This is a genomic window from Streptomyces erythrochromogenes (assembly GCF_036170895.1).
Lineage (GTDB): Bacteria > Actinomycetota > Actinomycetes > Streptomycetales > Streptomycetaceae > Streptomyces > Streptomyces erythrochromogenes.
The window spans coordinates 6,724,699-6,740,211 of sequence record NZ_CP108036.1; the positions used below are offsets into that span (position 1 = coordinate 6,724,699).

A 15,513-nucleotide genomic window follows, 5' to 3' on the forward strand; every position below is an offset into this window, starting at 1 on the left:
GGCGCAGCCGTGCGCCCTCCCGCCGGCCCCGGGACCCCGAGGCCCGCGGGCACCTGCAACTCGAGGAGTGACTCCCTCCAGCAATGGACGGATCGTCCGGTAATATCCGCGCCGCCCTCCCCACGGAGGCGGCGGCATGACCATCCCGCTACTCCTGCTCGCGGCGGCATTCGCCCTGATCCTCGCCAACGGATTCTTCGTGGCGGCCGAGTTCGGCCTCGTCACCGTGGAACGCCCCGAGGCCGAGCGCGCCGCAGCCGACGGAGACCGCCGTGCCCGCACGGTCGTCAAGGCCCTGCGGGAGCTGTCCTTCCAGCTCTCCGGCACCCAGCTCGGCATCACCATCACCTCCCTCGTGGTCGGCATGCTCGCCGAGCCCGCCCTCGCCGCACTGCTGGCCGGGCCGCTCTCCGCGACCGGCCTGCCGAAGGGAGCCGTCTCCGGCGTCGCCGTCGTCATCGGCATGCTGCTCGCCTCCGCCGTCCAGATGGTCGTCGGCGAGCTCGTCCCGAAGAACTGGGCGGTCTCCCGGCCCCTCCAGGTGGCCCGCTTCGTCGCCGGCCCGCAGAACGCCTTCTCGCGCGTCTTCCGGCCGGTCATCGCCGGCCTCAACGCCGTCGCCAACCGGCTCGTACGGGCCCTCGGCGTGGAGCCCACCGAGGAGATGGCCTCCGCCCGCACCCCGGGCGAACTCGTCTCCCTGGTACGCCATTCGGCCCAGGCCGGCGCCCTCGAACAGGACACCGCCGACCTCTTCGTACGGACCCTTTCGCTGGGCGAGCTCACGGCCCAGCACGTCATGACCCCCCGGGTGAAGGTCAGCGCCCTCCAGCACACGGCCACCGCGGCCGACGTGCTGAACCTGACCCGCGCCACGGGCCTGTCCCGCTTCCCGGTCTACCGCGAACGCATCGACGAGATCACCGGCGTGGTCCACCTCAAGGACGCCCTCGCCGTCGCCGAGGCCGAACGCGACCGCATCAGCGTGGGCCGGATCTGCGTCGCCCCGCTGCTGGTGCCCGGCTCCCTGCCGGTGCAGCCGCTGCTGGAGCGCCTGCGCAGCGAACAGCCGATGGCCGTCGTCGTCGACGAGTACGGCGGCACCGCCGGCGTCGTCACCCTGGAGGACATCGTGGAGGAACTCGTCGGGGAGGTCCGCGACGAGCACGACCTCGCCGAGGACGAGACCCCCGAACTCGCCGCCGTCGCCGCCGAGGACGGCCGCCCCTCCTGGGAGGCGGACGGCAGCTGCCGCGTGCAGACCCTGCGCCGGATAGGCCTGGAAGTACCCGAGGGCCCCTACGAGACCGTCGCGGGCCTCGTCGCCGACCTGCTCGGCCGGATCCCCGCCCCTGGGGACCGCGCGGACCTCCCCGGGTGGAAGCTGTCCGTCCGCAGGGTCGGCCGCAACCGTGCGGAACGCGTCCGGCTGGTCCGGCTGACGGCGGTACCCGCCGCCGGCGCCTACCGGCAGCCCGCAGCCCCCGTCGGCGCCACCACGCCCGGCACCGGCCGCCACGGCGATGCCGCCCCGCAGCGGGCCGAGCTGGAAGGCGCCGCCCGGTGAACGCGCTCCAGCTCGTCTTCGCGCTGCTCCTCGTCCTCGCCAACGGCTTCTTCGTCGGCGCCGAGTTCGCACTCGTCTCCGTACGGCGCAGCCAGATCGAGCCCCTCGCGGCCGAGTCCAAGAGGGCCCGCCAGGTGCTCCACGGCCTGGAGAACCTGCCCCGCATGATGGCCGCCGCGCAGTTCGGCATCACCATCTGCTCCCTCACCCTCGGCGCGGTCGCCGAACCCACCGTGGCCCGGCTGCTGGAGCCCGTCTTCCACGCCGTCCACGTACCGCAGGGCCTGATCCACCCCCTCGGCTACGCCCTCGCGCTCGCCGCCGTGGTCTTCCTGCACCTGGTCATCGGCGAGATGGTCCCCAAGAACCTCGCCATGGCCGCCCCCGAGAAGACCGCCCTGTGGTTCAGCCCCGGCCTGGTCGCCTTCGCCCGCCTGTGCGGGCCGGTCACCAGCGCCCTCGGCGCCTGCGCCAAGCTCGTCCTGAAGCTCTTCAAGGTCGAGCCCAAGGACGAGGTCGAGGCCGCCTACACCTCCGCCCAGCTGGGCCGGCTCCTCAAGGACTCCCGGCAGGCCGGGCTCCTGGAACCGGTCGAGCAGGAGCGGCTGGAGGACGCACTGGAACTGGGCAGCCGCCCCGTCACCGACGTCCTCCTCGACCGGGACCGCCTGGTCACGGTCGGCCCGGCCGTCACCCCGCGCCAGATCGAACAGCTGACCGTGCGCACCGGCTACTCCCGGTTCCCGGTCCGTGCCGACAGCGGCGCCTTCATGGGCTACCTGCACGTCAAGGACGTACTGGACCTGGAGGACCGGGAACGGGCCGTGCCCCAGCGGGTCTGGCGCCGCATGACCACGCTGTGCGCCACCGTCCCCCTGGACGACGCCCTCGGCGTCATGCGCCGGGACGCCACCCACCTGGCCCAGGTCGCGGACCCGGCCGGCCGGGTCCTCGGCCTGGTCGCCCTGGAGGACGTCCTGGAAATGCTGGTCGGCGAGGTCAGGGACCCGGCGCACCGGGTCCCTGCGGGCCGCACCTAGCCGAGGAGGGCACGAAAGAGCCGGAGAGAGCCGCGGCGAGGCTCTCTCCGGCCCTGCCGGCGTCACACCGGCGGCTCGGGCCGTTCCTGGGGACCGCGGCCCGACAGGACCTCCCCGTACGCCTGCATCAGGTCCGGCAGCCGCAGCGTGGCCAGGTCGTCCCGCGACGGCTCCCCGGCGAAGCCCGCCAGCCGCAGGTCCCGGTACGCGCAGCTCTTCTCGTACAGGGTGCGCAGGAAGCGGCCGTTGCCGAGCTCGTCGATCCACCCCTGCTCCACCACGTGCCCGCTGATGCTGCGCAGCTCCTCCAGGGCCTCCTCGTCCCAGTGGTCCCCGTTGGCGTCCGCCAGCACGCCGCCGATCGCGGTCAGCTCCGGCGGCCGGTAGCTGGGGAAGTCCACCCGCGTGGTGAACCGCGAGGACAGCCCCGGATTGGCCGCCAGCAGCCGGTCCATCCCGGCCGGGTAGCCGGCCAGGATCACCACCAGGTGGTCCCGGTTGTCCTCGGCCCGCTTCAGGAGTACCTGGAGGGCTTCGTCGCCGTACGCGTCGCCCTTGCTGTAGCCCGTGTTCGACAGCGAGTACGCCTCGTCCACGAACAGCACCCCGCCGATCGCCGAATCGATCAGCTCGTTGGCCTTCACCGCGGTCTGCCCCAGGAACTCGCCGACCAGGTCCGCCCGTTGGGCCTCGACCAGATGGTCCCCGCCGAGCAGGCCCAGCGCGTAGAAGACCCGGCCCAGGATCCGCGCCACGGTGGTCTTGCCGGTGCCCGAGGGGCCGGAGAACACGAAGTGCCGTTTCGGTGGCTGCACTGGCAGCCCCTGACCCGCCCTCAGCCGCGCCATGTGCAGCTGCGCGGAGAGCGCCTTCACCTGCCGCTTGACCGGCTCCAGGCCCACCATCCGCTCCAGCTCCGCCAGCGCCTCGGCCAGCGCCGCCGGGTCCGACGGCCCGGTCGGCAGCCCCTCCGCCGAGCCCTGTGGCGGGACCGCCGCCTTGCGCCGTACGCCCTCCATCCGGCCGGGCGGGGGAGGCGGCGGAACCAGCGGGTCCAGCCCCGCCTGGCCGTCCGCGGCGACGTCCTGGACGGGCCCGCCGCCCGGCGGTCCGCCCAGGGCGACCGCCGCGAAGTCCCCGCCGACCGGGGACGGGCCGTGCCCCGCGTAGCCGCCGTACCCCGAATACCCGGCCAGGCCCGCCAGATCGGCCATGCCGTCGGTGTCGTCGCCGTCCTCGATGGCCGTCAGGCGGGCCGCGGTGTCCATGAACGAGGGATCCACCCGGTGCACCGCCCGGTACAGCGGCAGCGCCGCCGCACTGCGCCCCGTCCCCTCGTGCGCCCGCGCCAGCCAGTACCGCAGCTCCTTGCGCTGCGGCTGCTCGCTGCGGCAGCGCATCAGCGCCGCCGACAGCAGCGGCTCCGCCTGCCCGTACATCTCCAGCCGCACCCGTGCCATGCCGCCGAACAACCCCGACTCGATCCCCAGCAGCGGATCGTTCACCAGCGGCTCGGTGTGCCGGACCAGTTGCTCCCAGTCCTTGACCAGATAGGCCCGGCAGGCGTGCAGGAACCGCACCTGCGCGTCGGTGTCCACCGGCGGCAGCGCGGCGAGGGCCTGGTCCAGCTCCGGGACGTGGCGGCCGTCCAGCCAGTGCGAGGCGTGGGCGAGCAGCAGGTCCCGCCGGTTCTCCAGCACCGGCTGCACCCACCAGCCCAGCCAGTACCAGGAGTTCAGGGTCCTGCGGTGGCGGGCCCGCTGTTCGCCGAAGCGGTCCCGGTGCGCGTACATGCGCAATAAGGCGTTCCCCGTGTCGACCCGGAGCGCGTGCAGGCCCAGCCACGCGTCGGCCATCGAGGGATCGAGCCGCACGGCCGTCCGAAACTCCTCCTCGGCCTGCGGGTAGGCGCCCACGGTGCAGGCGTCGACCCCCCGCAACCAGGCGAGTTCGGCCGGGGCGTGCATGCTGCCCGGCGTGCCGAAATCCATCACGTCCCCCACAAGCCTGCCCCGTGGTGCGCCGCAACCCCCGCTTCGAGCACGCGAGTTGTCCGGTACCCCCGCCTGGCGTCGCTGGAATCAGGGCTGCATCGTACCTGCGCTTTCGCACCTTACGTAGGGTGCGGCGGGCCCGGTTCGGGCGGGAGCCCCGGGCGCGACCGGTGACACAGGGTGAACATTCTGGGGGCTGGTGCCCCGCGCGGCGCCCCCGTGGAGGGGGTTCGCGGGCAGAACGAAGCCCCCGATCACGGGGGAACAATCGGGGGCTCCGTGTGCGCGGCGGCCGGTAAAAGCCCCGCATTGAGAACGTAAGGCCGCTGCGGGCCCCAGGTCAAGCAGGTCGGCGCAGGCCCGGCCGGGCGGAATTCCGAGGCCGTTCAGGCCCGGGGGAGTTCGTCACCTTCGGTGACGGAAGCGGGGGTTCCCGCCGTCCCTCCCATCCCGGAAGACCACTCGTATCCCGTACCGCTCTGACGTACCAGAGTGTCGGCGAAGGGGCGCGAAGGATCACTGGAGAAGTGTGCGCGCTCCGCGCGCTCCCATCCGTCCCAGAAGCCGGAGAGTTCACGCCCGTCCCGGTTGCGGCCCCGCAGCCACGACTCCGCGCGCGGGGTCTCCATCCACAACAGCCGGGCCAGGTGCGGGCGCAGCGCCCGCCGCCCGGCACCCACCCCCTCCACCAGGAGCACCGGCGCCGGCTCCAGCACCCGCTCCGGTCCGAAACGCCGCTCCACCCAGTCGTACGGGGCCCAGTGCGCGGGCCGGCCGCCGGCGAGGGGCTCCAGCACCTGGGCCCGCAGCCGCTCCTCCCAGCCGAACAGCTCCTCGTGGCTGGCCACGTCGTCCAGGTGCAGCACGGGCGCCCCGCCCAGCGCTTCGGCGAGCCGCCCCGCAAAGGTGCTCTTCCCGGATCCGGCGTGCCCGTCGATCGCGATCAGGCGCACCGGGCCGAGGGAGCACGGCAGGGCGGCGAGCTCCCGCGCGAGTGACTCAAGTGACTGGTGTGACTCCACCCGACCAGCGTAGACAAGGCCGACACGACCCGTGGCTTGGGTCTTCGGCCGCCGGGAACCTGGAAAGGTGACACCACCCAAGCGCCGACCCACCCCGGGGGACCACGCGATGACCGCACCCACGCCACGCAGGGCCGTACTCGTCGCCGCACTCGCGGTCGCCACCGCGGCCACCGCCGCCGTCGTCGTCCCGGGCGGCGGCGCCCCGGCGGCCGCAGCCCCCGCCCCGCGCGCCCAGGGCCCCGGCGTCGACAACCGCTTCTGGTTCTCGTACGGCCACTGGCGGGCCGGCACCCACCGGGGCACCGGAGCAGTCGCCGGGACCCGCCCCGGCCTGCAGATCCGGACGGCCGTCGGCCGCACCGAGTACGCCGACCCGCACACCGGGCGCAAGAGCACCTGGGAGTACGCCACCTGGACCTCCCCGCTGCACCGCTCCACGGTGCCCGCCACCGAGGCCGTCGCCTCCTGGAACGCACGTACCCCGGCCGGCACGTGGATCCAGGTCGAGCTGCGCGCCACCTACACCGACGGCACCACCGCCCCCTGGTACGTGATGGGCCGGTGGGCCTCCGGCGACACGGACATCCGGCGCACCTCGGTGGACGGCCAGACCGACGGCCGGTCCACCGTCTGGACCGACACCCTCGCCGTCGACGCACCCGCCGCGGCCGGCGGCCTGCGCATCGCCGGCTGGCGGCTGCGCCTGACCCTCCACCGCCGGCCGGGCGCCGCCGAGGGCCCGACGGTGTGGCTGGCCGGCGCCATGGTCTCCGACGTCCCCGACCGGTTCACCGTCCCCGCCTCCCGGCCCTCCGGCACCGCCCACGAGCTGAAGGTCCCGCGCTACTCCCAGCAGACCCACACCGGGCGCTACCCCGAGTACGACAACGGCGGCGAGGCCTGGTGCAGCCCCACCTCCTCGCAGATGGTCATCGAGTACTTCGGCCGCAAGGCCGAGCCCGCCGCCCTGGCCTGGGTGAACCCCGCGTACTCGGACCCCCAGGTCTGCCACGCCGCCCGCTCCACCTACGACGCCGCCTACAAGGGCTGCGGGAACTGGTCCTTCAACGCCGCCTACGCCGCCACCTACAGCGGGCTCGCCGGGGTCGTCACCCGCCTCGCCTCCCTGACCGACCTGGAGACCGTGGTGAGGGCCGGCATCCCCGTGATCACCTCCACGTCCTTCCGCGCGGACGAACTCACGGGCGCCGGCTACGGCACGGCCGGCCACCTGATGACCGTCGTCGGCTTCACCGTCGCCGGGGACGTGGTCGTCAACGACCCCCACGCCCCCGACAACCCGTCCGTACGCCGGGCCTACCGGCGCGCCGAGTGGGAGAACGTCTGGCTGCGCACCAAGCGCACCGCCGCCGCCGGCAAGATCGCCTCCGGAAGCGGCGGGGTCTGCTACCTCTACGCCCCCGCCCTGCCGTCCCCGGCGCAGATCAGGGCCCTGCGGACGGTGGGCGTGCTGTGAGGGGGCGGGGCAACCGCGGACCTTGCGAAAGCCGCGGAAATTACCCGTTGACCGGGCGGCCCGGGTAAGCGGAACATTGTGGGGTAAATGGCACATAAAGGCTTCTCATAGGAGGCGGCCCGCCATGACCACCCATCCCAGCATCGAGCACCACCCCGACCTCGCCGAGATGCGCACTCGGTTCGAGCGGGTGACCACCACTCCGCGCGCACAGGCCGTCGAGGCACTGGCCCTGATAACGGGCCTGTACCTGGCCGCCTCGCCGTGGATCGCGGGATTCGGCATCCTGCTCCCGCTGACGATCAACAACCTGATCGTCGGCCTCGCGTTCTGCCTGTGCATGGGCGGCCTGGGATCCGCCTACGAGCGCACCCACGCGATGGCGTGGACGGCGGTCGTCCTGGGTGCCTGGACGATCATCGCCCCGTGGGCCATCGCCGGTGAGATGGACGCGACGCGCGCGGTGGTCAGCAATGTGATCACCGGAATCGTCGCCCTCTGCCTCGGCCTCGCGATGGCCGCCATGGCGGGCCGCACCCGCGACACCCGGGTCTGACACGGAAACCGACGCCGGGTGGAACCGGCCGCCGGGCCCCGACCGCACCGCGCGCCAGCCGGACCGGCCGGGGCCCGCTCGCGTGACGTGCGCCACCAGTGACCCTCGTCTCTACCGCGAAAGCCGCGAACGCTGGCACATTGGACACCATGACCGCAGACACCGCCGCCCCGACCGCATCCGCCCGGAACCTCGCCCGCACCGGGGGCCCCAAGGAGGATTCCAACTGGCTGGAGCACGTCCTCGGCTGGACCCTCGTGGTCGTCGTGGCCATGTTCGTCACCCAGGTCGGCTGGTTCTGACGACTCCCCGGCGCGAGCCCCCGTACTCCTGACTGCCATACTTCGGCCATCCTGTGGCAGTTCGAGGCTGGGGCCGGAATTGAACAATAGTCAACAGCGTGGAGCGACCGGGCGTTCACAGGTGCGGAGAGCCGAACTCATAGCCATCGGGCGCAAGTTGTTCGCCGACACCTCCTACGACGCGCTCTGCATGGACGACATCGCCAAGCACGCGGGCGTCGCCAAGGGCCTGATCTACTACTACTTCAAGAGCAAGCGCGGCTACTACCTCGCCATCGTCGAGGACTCCGTGGCCGACCTCGTCGCCCGCGCCGGCGGCGACATCGACCTCCCGAACGCGGAACGGGTCCGCCGCACCATCGACGGCTACCTCCACTACGCCGAGCACCACCACGCCGCCTACCGCACCATCGTCACCGGAGGCGTCGGCTCCGATGCCGAGGTGCTCGCCATCCGCGACGCCGTCCGCGAGGAACTGGTCGCGACCATCGCCGAAGGCGCCTACGGACACCGCTCCCTCCCGCCCATCGCCCGCCTCGCCCTCGTGGGCTGGCTGTCCGCGGTCGAAGGGACCACCCTGGAATGGATCGGCGGGCTGAGCGCCCCGGACCAGCCCGGACGCGCCCGGCTCGGAGCCCTGCTGGTACGCCAGCTGCGCGCGACATTGGCGGTGATCGAGGAGTTCGCCCCGGAGTGTCCGGCACCTCCCCCTACCGAAGAGCCGTTCGAAACTGCTGGTGATCTTGCACCGGTGACGGGAAGCCCCTGATCGGGCATACTCAAGCCGCCGCAGCCGCTGAACAGCCTCTTCCGTGACCCGGGAGGGCAGCATCGGCTGCACAGAGCCCGAGACCCGGCGGCGCGACCCACACCTCGCGCGTCGCCGCCGTGCCCGAGATGGAGGAGAGCGCCGCCATGACCGACCGCGCCCCGCAGCCGGTGGACCGACAGCTGCCCACCGAGGAGTCCCGCGACCTCCTCGCCCTCGTACGCGAGATCGCCCAGCGCGAGATCCGTCCCCGGGCCGCCGAGGAGGAGGACTCCGGACGGTTCCCCCGAGAGGTCTTCACGCTGCTCTCCGAGGCCGGGCTGCTCGGCCTCCCGTACCCCGGCGAGTACGGCGGCGGCGAGCAGCCCTACGAGGTCTACCTCCAGGTCCTGGAAGAGCTCGCAGCGGCTCGCCTGACCGTCGGCCTCGGCGTCAGCGTGCACTCCCTGGCCTGCCACGGCCTCGGCGGCTACGGCACCAAGGAGCAGCAGGCCGCCCACCTGCCCGCGATGCTCGGAGGCGGCCTCCTGGGCGCCTACTGCCTCTCCGAGCCGGCCGCCGGATCCGACGCCGCCTCGCTCACCACCAAGGCGGTCCGCGACGGCGACGACTGGATCATCACCGGCACCAAGGCCTGGATCACCCACGGCGGGGTCGCCGACTTCTACACCGTCCTCGCCCGCACCGGCGTCGAGGGCCCCAAGGGCATCACCGCCTTCCTGGTCCCCGGGGACGCCGCCGGCCTGACCGCGGCCGTACCCGAGAAGAAGATGGGCATGAAGGGCTCGCCCACCGCCCAGCTGCACTTCGACGGCGTACGCGTACCGGACTCCCGCCGCATCGGCGAGGAGGGGCAGGGCTTCACCATCGCCCTGGCCGCGCTCGACGCGGGACGGCTGGGCATCGCCGCCTGCGCCATCGGCGTCGCCCAGGCGGCACTGGACGAGGCGCTCGTGTACGCGCTGGACCGCAAGCAGTTCGGTCACCCCATCGCGGACTTCCAGGGGCTGCGGTTCATGCTGGCCGACATGGCCACCAAGATCGAGGCCGGCCGGGCGCTGTACCTCGCGGCGGCGCGGCTGCGGGACGCCGGCAAGCCGTTCTCCCGGCAGGCGGCCATGGCCAAGCTGTTCTGCACGGACGCGGCGATGGCCGTCACCACGGACGCGGTCCAGGTCCTCGGCGGCTACGGCTACACCGCGGACTTCCCCGTCGAGCGCCTGATGCGCGAGGCGAAGGTGCTCCAGATCGTGGAGGGCACCAACCAGATCCAGCGCATGGTCATCGCCCGCCACCTGGCGGGGCCCGAGACGCGCTGACGCGCTCCCTCGCCGGACGGGTCAGTACAGCCCGCTGCTGGTCGAGGGCCAGACCGGGGACGACGTGAGCCGGGACCACTCCGGGTCCCGCCGGCCGGGCAGGGTGCGGCCGGCGTCGGCCCACCGGGCCAGCAGGTCGCGGTAGATCGGCGGATCGGGCGCCTGCTGCTCGCGCAGCGGCTCACGCGGAAGCGGGCGCTGAACCGATTCTTCGAAACCCGACGACATCGGACGGCGCCTTCGGCCCGTTGAAGACTGAAGCGTGCTCATGCACGGCCAACGCGGGACCGAAGCAACGGGTAATCGCCCCCGGCGTGCGCCTATCCGTTCGAGGCTTCCCCGGGGCGGCACCCGACGGGAGCCTCGGGGGCCGGCGTCGCGGCCCGGCTCGTTCCTTGAGATCACGCGAAGGCCGCTGCCCCGCCAGGGTGCGGCGGGGCAGCGGTGGACCGGTGTCCTGCGGTTCACTTGACGATCACGCCTCCAGAGCCGTCGTCGGCCGGCGCTCCCGGATCAGACTGTGCAGGGGCGTCGTGGGCCGGCTGGTCGCTCTCGGGCGCCGGATCTTCGGCCGGTGCGGGCGGGTCCTGGACCGACGAGTCGTCGGCCGGCTCGGGTTTGTCCGGTGTGGAGGGCCAGTCCGGCGCTGAGGGGTTGTCGCCATGATCGTTCCCCTCCGGGCTCGACGGCGTGGTTTCGGGGCAGTGTGCCTTGCCGCCGCCGCCGCCGCTGCCGTTGCTGCCGCTGCTGCCGTTCCGGCCGCCGCACGCTCCTCGGCCGCCGCGTCCGCCCGAGCCGCCGGTACCGCTCTGGCCCGGGGCCGTGCAGACCGGGGTGGTGCCTGTGCCGTTGCCGCCGTTGCCGCCGTTGCCGCCGTCCCCGCGTCGGCACATGTCGTCGTCACCATGGCGCCAGTGCCGCTCGTGCCACCCGTCGTGATGCTTCCCGTGGCGATGTCGGTTCTTGTCCCCGTGCTTCTTGTGGTCGTCGTGCTCGCGGCCGTGGTGCTTTTCGGTCTTCCCCGTGGTGTGCGTTCGGACCAGGCCGTGCGTGGCCGGTGAGGCGAAGACGGCACCCGCGGGAAGGAGGACGCCACCCATGGCGAGTAGGACGGAGGCGGCTGCCGCTGCCAGAGAGTTCCTGCGGGTGTTGCCATTCATGAGAATCCTTTTCCTTTCGTTCGCCTGCTTCGGATTTCTGTTTCGATGCTCTGAAATGCGAGAGTCGAGAAGGGTGAGGGTGCCGGGAATTCAGGAGTCGTCGTTCATCAGTACGGGCCAGTCGCCCCTCAGGTAGGCCTCTTTCCAGACTTCGACCGCGGGCTGCGACATCTTGTACTTCTTGGCTATTTGCGCCTCGGTCGCACCACCGTTCATCAGGACCAACACCACGCGGACCTTGTCGGCCACGGTGAGCTCCGCCTTCGGTTTGTCCGGCAGGTCGCTGTACCGGGTGCATTCATGGGTGCCGGGCTTGCCGGGCTCGCCGGGCCGGCCGGGGCTGCCGTCCTGTCCGCTGTCGCCTCCTCTGCCGCCGTCGCCGCCCGAGCCGCACTCGGTGGAGCGGGCGGGGCTGGGTGCCGTCGTAGAGGCGGGGAGGGGCTGGTGGTCCGGCAGCATGCGAGCGGCGCCTGTGGTACCGGCAGCGGCTGCCAGGGCGGCCGCCGCAAGGGCGATCGCTCGGTGCCGCAATCTTCTGGCCATGGGACTTCCCTCGATAGGACGAAAACCATCGGACGAAAAACCATCGGATGAAGACGGCGGGGGTGAAGGGGTTTTAGGCCTTCCCCCCCGCCGTCGTCGCGGTCAGGCGTTGTCGCAGCTCGGGTCAGGCATTGCCGCCGGGGCCGCCGTCGCCGCCCGCGACTCCGCCGTCGCCGCCGGGACCGCCGTTGCCACCGGTCTGACCGCCGTCGCCGCCGGGGCCGCCGTCGCCACCTACGACTCCGCCGGTACCGCCGGGACCGCCGTTGCCGCCGGTCTGTCCGCCGTCGCCGCCGGGGCCGCCGTCGCCACCTACGACTCCGCCGGTACCGCCGGGACCGCCGTTGCCGCCGGTCTGTCCGCCGTCGCCGCCGGGGCCGCCGTCGCCGCCCGCGACTCCGCCGTTGCCGCCGGGGCCGCCGTTGCCGCCGGTCTGTCCGCCGTCGCCGCCGGGGCCGCCGTTGCCACCTACGACTCCGCCGTTGCCGCCGGGGCCGCCGTTGCCGCCGGTTCCGCCCTTAGGCGTCTCCTTCTTGCCTTCGTTGTGGTGCTTGCAGTGCTTGTGGTGCTTGTGGTGCTTCTTGCAGTGCTTGTGATGGTTCTTGAGATGGTTGTCGTGCTTGTTGTGGGTGACCAGCGTCACCGCTGAGGATTCGGGCATTCCGGCCGCCGTCGCCGCAGTGGCCGGAAGAAATACACCTCCGGCGACCACCACGGCCGAGGCGACGAGTGTCGAAAGACGGAAGCCGCGCTTTGAGGTGCGCTTTTCCTGGCGGTTGTCGTTGCTGCGCTTCATGATTCCTCCTACGTGATTCGGAGCCTTTTCGGTTTCCGGTATTCCGGTGCGGCTCGTGTTTCAAGTAGGCCGGAACGTGAATGCGAGGTCACGTTCCGAGGACTCGGGACTTGACCTGCCGGAGGCGGCCGGGAGTGTGCCGGTCGCCTGAGGAGCGGGCCGGCTCAGGTGGGCGGCTCGGACTGAGGTGGACACTGGCCAGGTCTGCGCGCAAGGCGTCCGCGTGAGGCGGGGGGTGTTGCAGAGGTCGTGGGTCCCGGGGGATTCGCGACGGAGATGGGCACGTGGGCGTCGAAGCAGCGTCGGCGTACGGCCCCGTGGCCCTCTTTCAACTGACCGCGGTTGGGCGGCGTATCGAGGGCGGGGGCGAGTCCCGAGCGGGATGCTGCGGGGTCGGCGAGTTGCGGGCCGGGGATGCGGGGGCAGGGTCCCGGTGGGGCGGGGTGGGAGGTGCGGGGCGGGGGCGTGGGGGCGGTGTTTCGGCGGGGCGGTATCAGGGATGTGCTGGGGGTTTCCCGTCAGTCCCATCGTCTCTCCGGTTCGTGCCGGTCCCTCAAGGGCGCTCCCTTCGGTCGCGTCGCTTCGCGATGGCCTGCGGCCACCCTTGACCGCCCGTCCCGCCCCGGAAATACGAGGACTGCCGGGAACCCCCCAAAGGAACGGGCCGGGCGATCGATAGAGAGACGGCGCGTCGGAGGGCGCGGGCGGGAGCCCGGAGCGCCTCAAATCGCTACGCGCTCCTGCCGGAAGGCGTCTGCCAGCCTCTTGGGCTGGGCATAGGCCGCCTCGGATCGCTACGCGCTCCTGCCCGAAGGCGTCTGCGAGCCGTCAGGGGCTGGACATAGGCCGCCATCGATCGCTACGCGCTCCTCGATCACGCGTCCGCAGACCGTCTGGGGCTGGTCATAAGCCGCAGAGGCCCGATTCGCTCCTCATGGAGGGCGTCCGAGGGCGGTGGGGGGAGGAAAAGCGTCAGATGACGGCTGTGGCGATGCCAATCCAGGTGTGGGTGGATGCGCACCCCAAAGAGCCGACAGATTGCCCCAATTGCACCTGTTTGGGCGGGCGGCTGGGACTCCACCTCGGCCTTGATGGGGGTTGGCATCGGCTCAGCCGATGGATCGCCCTCCCGCCCCTCCAATCCGCCCTTCCCAGCCCCGAACGAGGGCCGGACGCGGTCTCGGAGAAGCGCGTAGCGATCGATGGCGGCCTATGTCCAGCCCAAGAGGCCTGCGGACGCTTCACGGCAGGAGCGCGTAGCGATTAGACGCGCTTCCCCGACCGCCCCGCCCATCACTGATGTGGCCGTCCCTGAAAAGAAAGTCCCGGCCCGTTCCTTTGGGGGGTTCCCGGCTGTCCTCGTATGTCCGGGGCGGGACGGGCGGTCAAGGGTGGCCGTAGGCCATCGCGTAGCGACGCGACCGGAGGGAGCGCCCTTGAGGGGCCGGCACGAACCGGAGAGACGATGGGACTGACGGGAAACCCCCAGCACCTCACTGACCACCGAGTCCTCGGATCCCGCTCTCCAGAGCTCCCCTCGCGCCTCCCGCCCCCGCCCCGCCGAAGTCCCCGCCACTTCGTGCCCTGCTGTCAGAGCGTGCCAGAAGTCTGGTCTCGGAGTGCATTTCTGACGTACCGTCATATCCGCCCCGCGCCGCTTCTCCCGCTACCCCGCGCTTCCCCCGCTATCCCGCGCTTCTCCCGCTATCCCGCGCTTCCCTCGCTACCCCGCCCCTCGCCGCTACCCCGCCCCTCGCCGCTACCCCGCCCCGACGTCACCCGCCCCCGCCCCGGAGGTCCGTCATGCCCGCAGACCGGCCCGTCGCCCTCGACGAGTACCCCATCCACCAGGCACCCCTGTCGATGAAGCACCTCGTGAGCGGCGACCGGAACGCCTACGACCGGTGCATCTTCCACGTCTTCGACCACGCCGGCCGCGCCGTCCTGATCCTCGGCCTCGGCGTCTATCCCAACGCCGGGGTCATCGACGCCTACGCCACACTCCGCATCGGCGACGAACTCCTGGCGGTCCGGGCCTCCGACGCCCTCACCGACGACCGGATGAACCTCTCGGTGGGACCCCTGTCCATCACCGTCGACGTGCCGCTCAAGCGGCTCACGCTGCGCTGCGCCCCCGATGCCGACGACCCGCACGGGCTCTCGTACGACATCACCTGGACCGCCGAGTTCCCCGCGGTCTGGGAGCCGCACCACGTCCAGCGGCGCGGTGACCGGCTCATGCTGGAAGGGCGCCGCTTCGTCCAGGCGGGCAACGTCACCGGCACGATCCACGCCAAGGGCGAGGAGTTCACCCTCACGGCGGGGGAGTGGACCGGCACCCGGGACCGGAGCTGGGGCGTGCGGCCGATCCCCGGCGAGGAGGGTGGCCGGTCGGCCGAGGAGCACCGCCCCGAGGGTTTCCACTGGCTCTGGATCCCGGTCCGCTTCGCGGACCGTTTCGTCATGGTCATCGCCCAGGAGGACGCCGACGGCCACCGCACCCTCAACGAGGCCCTGCAGGTCTTCCCGGAAGGCAGCGGCCGCGCGGACGTCCAGCTCGGCTGGCCGCACACCGAGATCCGCTACCGCCCCGGCAGCCGGCACCCCGAGAGCGCCGTCATCCACCTCACCGATCCGTCCCGCAAACCCCTTGAGCTGGGCGTGGAAATACTGAACTCCTCCCCGCTCGCAGTCGGCGCCGGCTACCCGCCCGCCGGTGACTGGCAGCACGGAACCTGGCAGGGCCGTGGCTGGAGCGACCGCCGCACCTACGACCTCTCCCACCCCGGCGCCCACCCCATGGCGGCCTTCGGGGTCACCGACCACTCGGCCCGCTTCACGCTCGACGGGCAGACCGGGCACGGCATCTTCGAGCACGGCAGTTTCGGGCGCCACGACCCGAGCGGCTTCGCCGACTACTCCTCCGTCGCCCCGTAGCGCCCGCACCTCCCGGCACGTCCCCGCA

At 72.2% G+C, this 15,513-nt stretch carries 14 protein-coding genes; 8 read left to right on the top strand and 6 right to left on the bottom strand.

The features are described from left to right. Window positions 1–136 precede the first annotated feature (136 nt). Window positions 137–1,567: a hemolysin family protein gene (locus OHA91_RS30860; protein ID WP_266503156.1), complete on the top strand. Its 1,431-nt coding sequence runs from the start codon at window positions 137–139 to the stop codon at window positions 1,565–1,567. Next, complete coding sequence (locus tag OHA91_RS30865) at window positions 1,564–2,607, top strand: hemolysin family protein (RefSeq protein ID WP_031155188.1); 1,044 nt, start codon at window positions 1,564–1,566, stop codon at window positions 2,605–2,607. The genes OHA91_RS30860 and OHA91_RS30865 overlap by 4 nt, the downstream gene beginning before the upstream one ends. A gap of 62 nt (window positions 2,608–2,669) precedes the next feature. On the opposite strand, the gene OHA91_RS30870 is transcribed toward OHA91_RS30865, so the two are convergent. Together OHA91_RS30870 and OHA91_RS30875 are read right to left on the bottom strand one after the other, a co-directional pair. Then, the gene (locus OHA91_RS30870) at window positions 2,670–4,598 is read right to left on the bottom strand and encodes an AAA family ATPase (RefSeq protein ID WP_031155186.1); all 1,929 of its coding nucleotides are present in this window, start codon (window positions 4,596–4,598) and stop codon (window positions 2,670–2,672) included. Between the two features lie 389 nt (window positions 4,599–4,987). Continuing rightward, the gene (locus OHA91_RS30875; RefSeq protein ID WP_328740399.1) at window positions 4,988–5,623 is read right to left on the bottom strand and encodes a uridine kinase family protein; all 636 of its coding nucleotides are present in this window, start codon (window positions 5,621–5,623) and stop codon (window positions 4,988–4,990) included. Between the two features lie 109 nt (window positions 5,624–5,732). Between OHA91_RS30875 and OHA91_RS30880 the strand changes: the two genes are divergently transcribed. The 5 genes from OHA91_RS30880 (at window position 5,733) to OHA91_RS30900 (ending at window position 10,049) form a co-directional block, all read left to right on the top strand. After that, a complete protein-coding gene (locus OHA91_RS30880) occupies window positions 5,733–7,103 on the top strand; it encodes a peptidase C39 family protein (protein ID WP_328740400.1) in 1,371 nt (456 codons plus the stop codon). A 124-nt stretch (window positions 7,104–7,227) separates the two neighbouring features. Beyond that, window positions 7,228–7,659: an SPW repeat protein gene (locus OHA91_RS30885; RefSeq protein ID WP_031155178.1), complete on the top strand. Its 432-nt coding sequence runs from the start codon at window positions 7,228–7,230 to the stop codon at window positions 7,657–7,659. Between the two features lie 149 nt (window positions 7,660–7,808). Then, window positions 7,809–7,961, top strand: coding sequence for an SCO1431 family membrane protein (locus OHA91_RS30890; protein ID WP_107064790.1), 153 nt, complete (start codon window positions 7,809–7,811; stop codon window positions 7,959–7,961). Between the two features lie 79 nt (window positions 7,962–8,040). After that, the gene (locus OHA91_RS30895; RefSeq protein ID WP_266503166.1) at window positions 8,041–8,730 is read left to right on the top strand and encodes a TetR/AcrR family transcriptional regulator; all 690 of its coding nucleotides are present in this window, start codon (window positions 8,041–8,043) and stop codon (window positions 8,728–8,730) included. A 146-nt stretch (window positions 8,731–8,876) separates the two neighbouring features. Then, the gene (locus OHA91_RS30900) at window positions 8,877–10,049 is read left to right on the top strand and encodes an acyl-CoA dehydrogenase family protein (RefSeq protein ID WP_031155173.1); all 1,173 of its coding nucleotides are present in this window, start codon (window positions 8,877–8,879) and stop codon (window positions 10,047–10,049) included. A gap of 21 nt (window positions 10,050–10,070) precedes the next feature. Here the strand turns inward: OHA91_RS30900 and OHA91_RS30905 are convergent, their stop codons facing one another. The 4 genes from OHA91_RS30905 to OHA91_RS30920 form a co-directional block, all read right to left on the bottom strand. Next, the gene (locus OHA91_RS30905) at window positions 10,071–10,277 is read right to left on the bottom strand and encodes a hypothetical protein (RefSeq protein ID WP_240803916.1); all 207 of its coding nucleotides are present in this window, start codon (window positions 10,275–10,277) and stop codon (window positions 10,071–10,073) included. A 236-nt stretch (window positions 10,278–10,513) separates the two neighbouring features. Further along, window positions 10,514–11,209, bottom strand: a complete 696-nt coding sequence (locus OHA91_RS30910) for a hypothetical protein (protein WP_328740401.1) — start codon at window positions 11,207–11,209, stop codon at window positions 10,514–10,516. Between the two features lie 90 nt (window positions 11,210–11,299). Then, on the bottom strand, window positions 11,300–11,668 hold the full coding sequence (locus OHA91_RS30915) for a hypothetical protein (protein ID WP_266503169.1): 369 nt from the start codon (window positions 11,666–11,668) through the stop codon (window positions 11,300–11,302). A gap of 208 nt (window positions 11,669–11,876) precedes the next feature. After that, window positions 11,877–12,548: a hypothetical protein gene (locus tag OHA91_RS30920; RefSeq protein WP_328740402.1), complete on the bottom strand. Its 672-nt coding sequence runs from the start codon at window positions 12,546–12,548 to the stop codon at window positions 11,877–11,879. Window positions 12,549–14,351: 1,803 nt separating this feature from the next. Here OHA91_RS30920 and OHA91_RS30925 point away from each other — a divergent pair. After that, complete coding sequence (locus OHA91_RS30925) at window positions 14,352–15,485, top strand: hypothetical protein (protein ID WP_031154855.1); 1,134 nt, start codon at window positions 14,352–14,354, stop codon at window positions 15,483–15,485. Window positions 15,486–15,513: the final 28 nt, after the last annotated feature.

What these genes read in the sequence shown, in the direction of transcription:
- OHA91_RS30925 (WP_031154855.1), top strand. Translation starts at nt 14,352, where the DNA reads ATGCCCGCAGACCGGCCCGTCGCCCTCGACGAGTACCCCATCCACCAG.
- OHA91_RS30915 (WP_266503169.1), bottom strand. Translation starts at nt 11,668, where the DNA reads ATGCTGCCGGACCACCAGCCCCTCCCCGCCTCTACGACGGCACCCAGC.
- OHA91_RS30880 (WP_328740400.1), top strand. Translation starts at nt 5,733, where the DNA reads ATGACCGCACCCACGCCACGCAGGGCCGTACTCGTCGCCGCACTCGCG.
- OHA91_RS30905 (WP_240803916.1), bottom strand. Translation starts at nt 10,277, where the DNA reads ATGTCGTCGGGTTTCGAAGAATCGGTTCAGCGCCCGCTTCCGCGTGAG.
- OHA91_RS30860 (WP_266503156.1), top strand. Translation starts at nt 137, where the DNA reads ATGACCATCCCGCTACTCCTGCTCGCGGCGGCATTCGCCCTGATCCTC.
- OHA91_RS30900 (WP_031155173.1), top strand. Translation starts at nt 8,877, where the DNA reads ATGACCGACCGCGCCCCGCAGCCGGTGGACCGACAGCTGCCCACCGAG.
- OHA91_RS30890 (WP_107064790.1), top strand. Translation starts at nt 7,809, where the DNA reads ATGACCGCAGACACCGCCGCCCCGACCGCATCCGCCCGGAACCTCGCC.
- OHA91_RS30870 (WP_031155186.1), bottom strand. Translation starts at nt 4,598, where the DNA reads ATGGATTTCGGCACGCCGGGCAGCATGCACGCCCCGGCCGAACTCGCC.
- OHA91_RS30885 (WP_031155178.1), top strand. Translation starts at nt 7,228, where the DNA reads ATGACCACCCATCCCAGCATCGAGCACCACCCCGACCTCGCCGAGATG.
- OHA91_RS30920 (WP_328740402.1), bottom strand. Translation starts at nt 12,548, where the DNA reads ATGAAGCGCAGCAACGACAACCGCCAGGAAAAGCGCACCTCAAAGCGC.
- OHA91_RS30910 (WP_328740401.1), bottom strand. Translation starts at nt 11,209, where the DNA reads ATGAATGGCAACACCCGCAGGAACTCTCTGGCAGCGGCAGCCGCCTCC.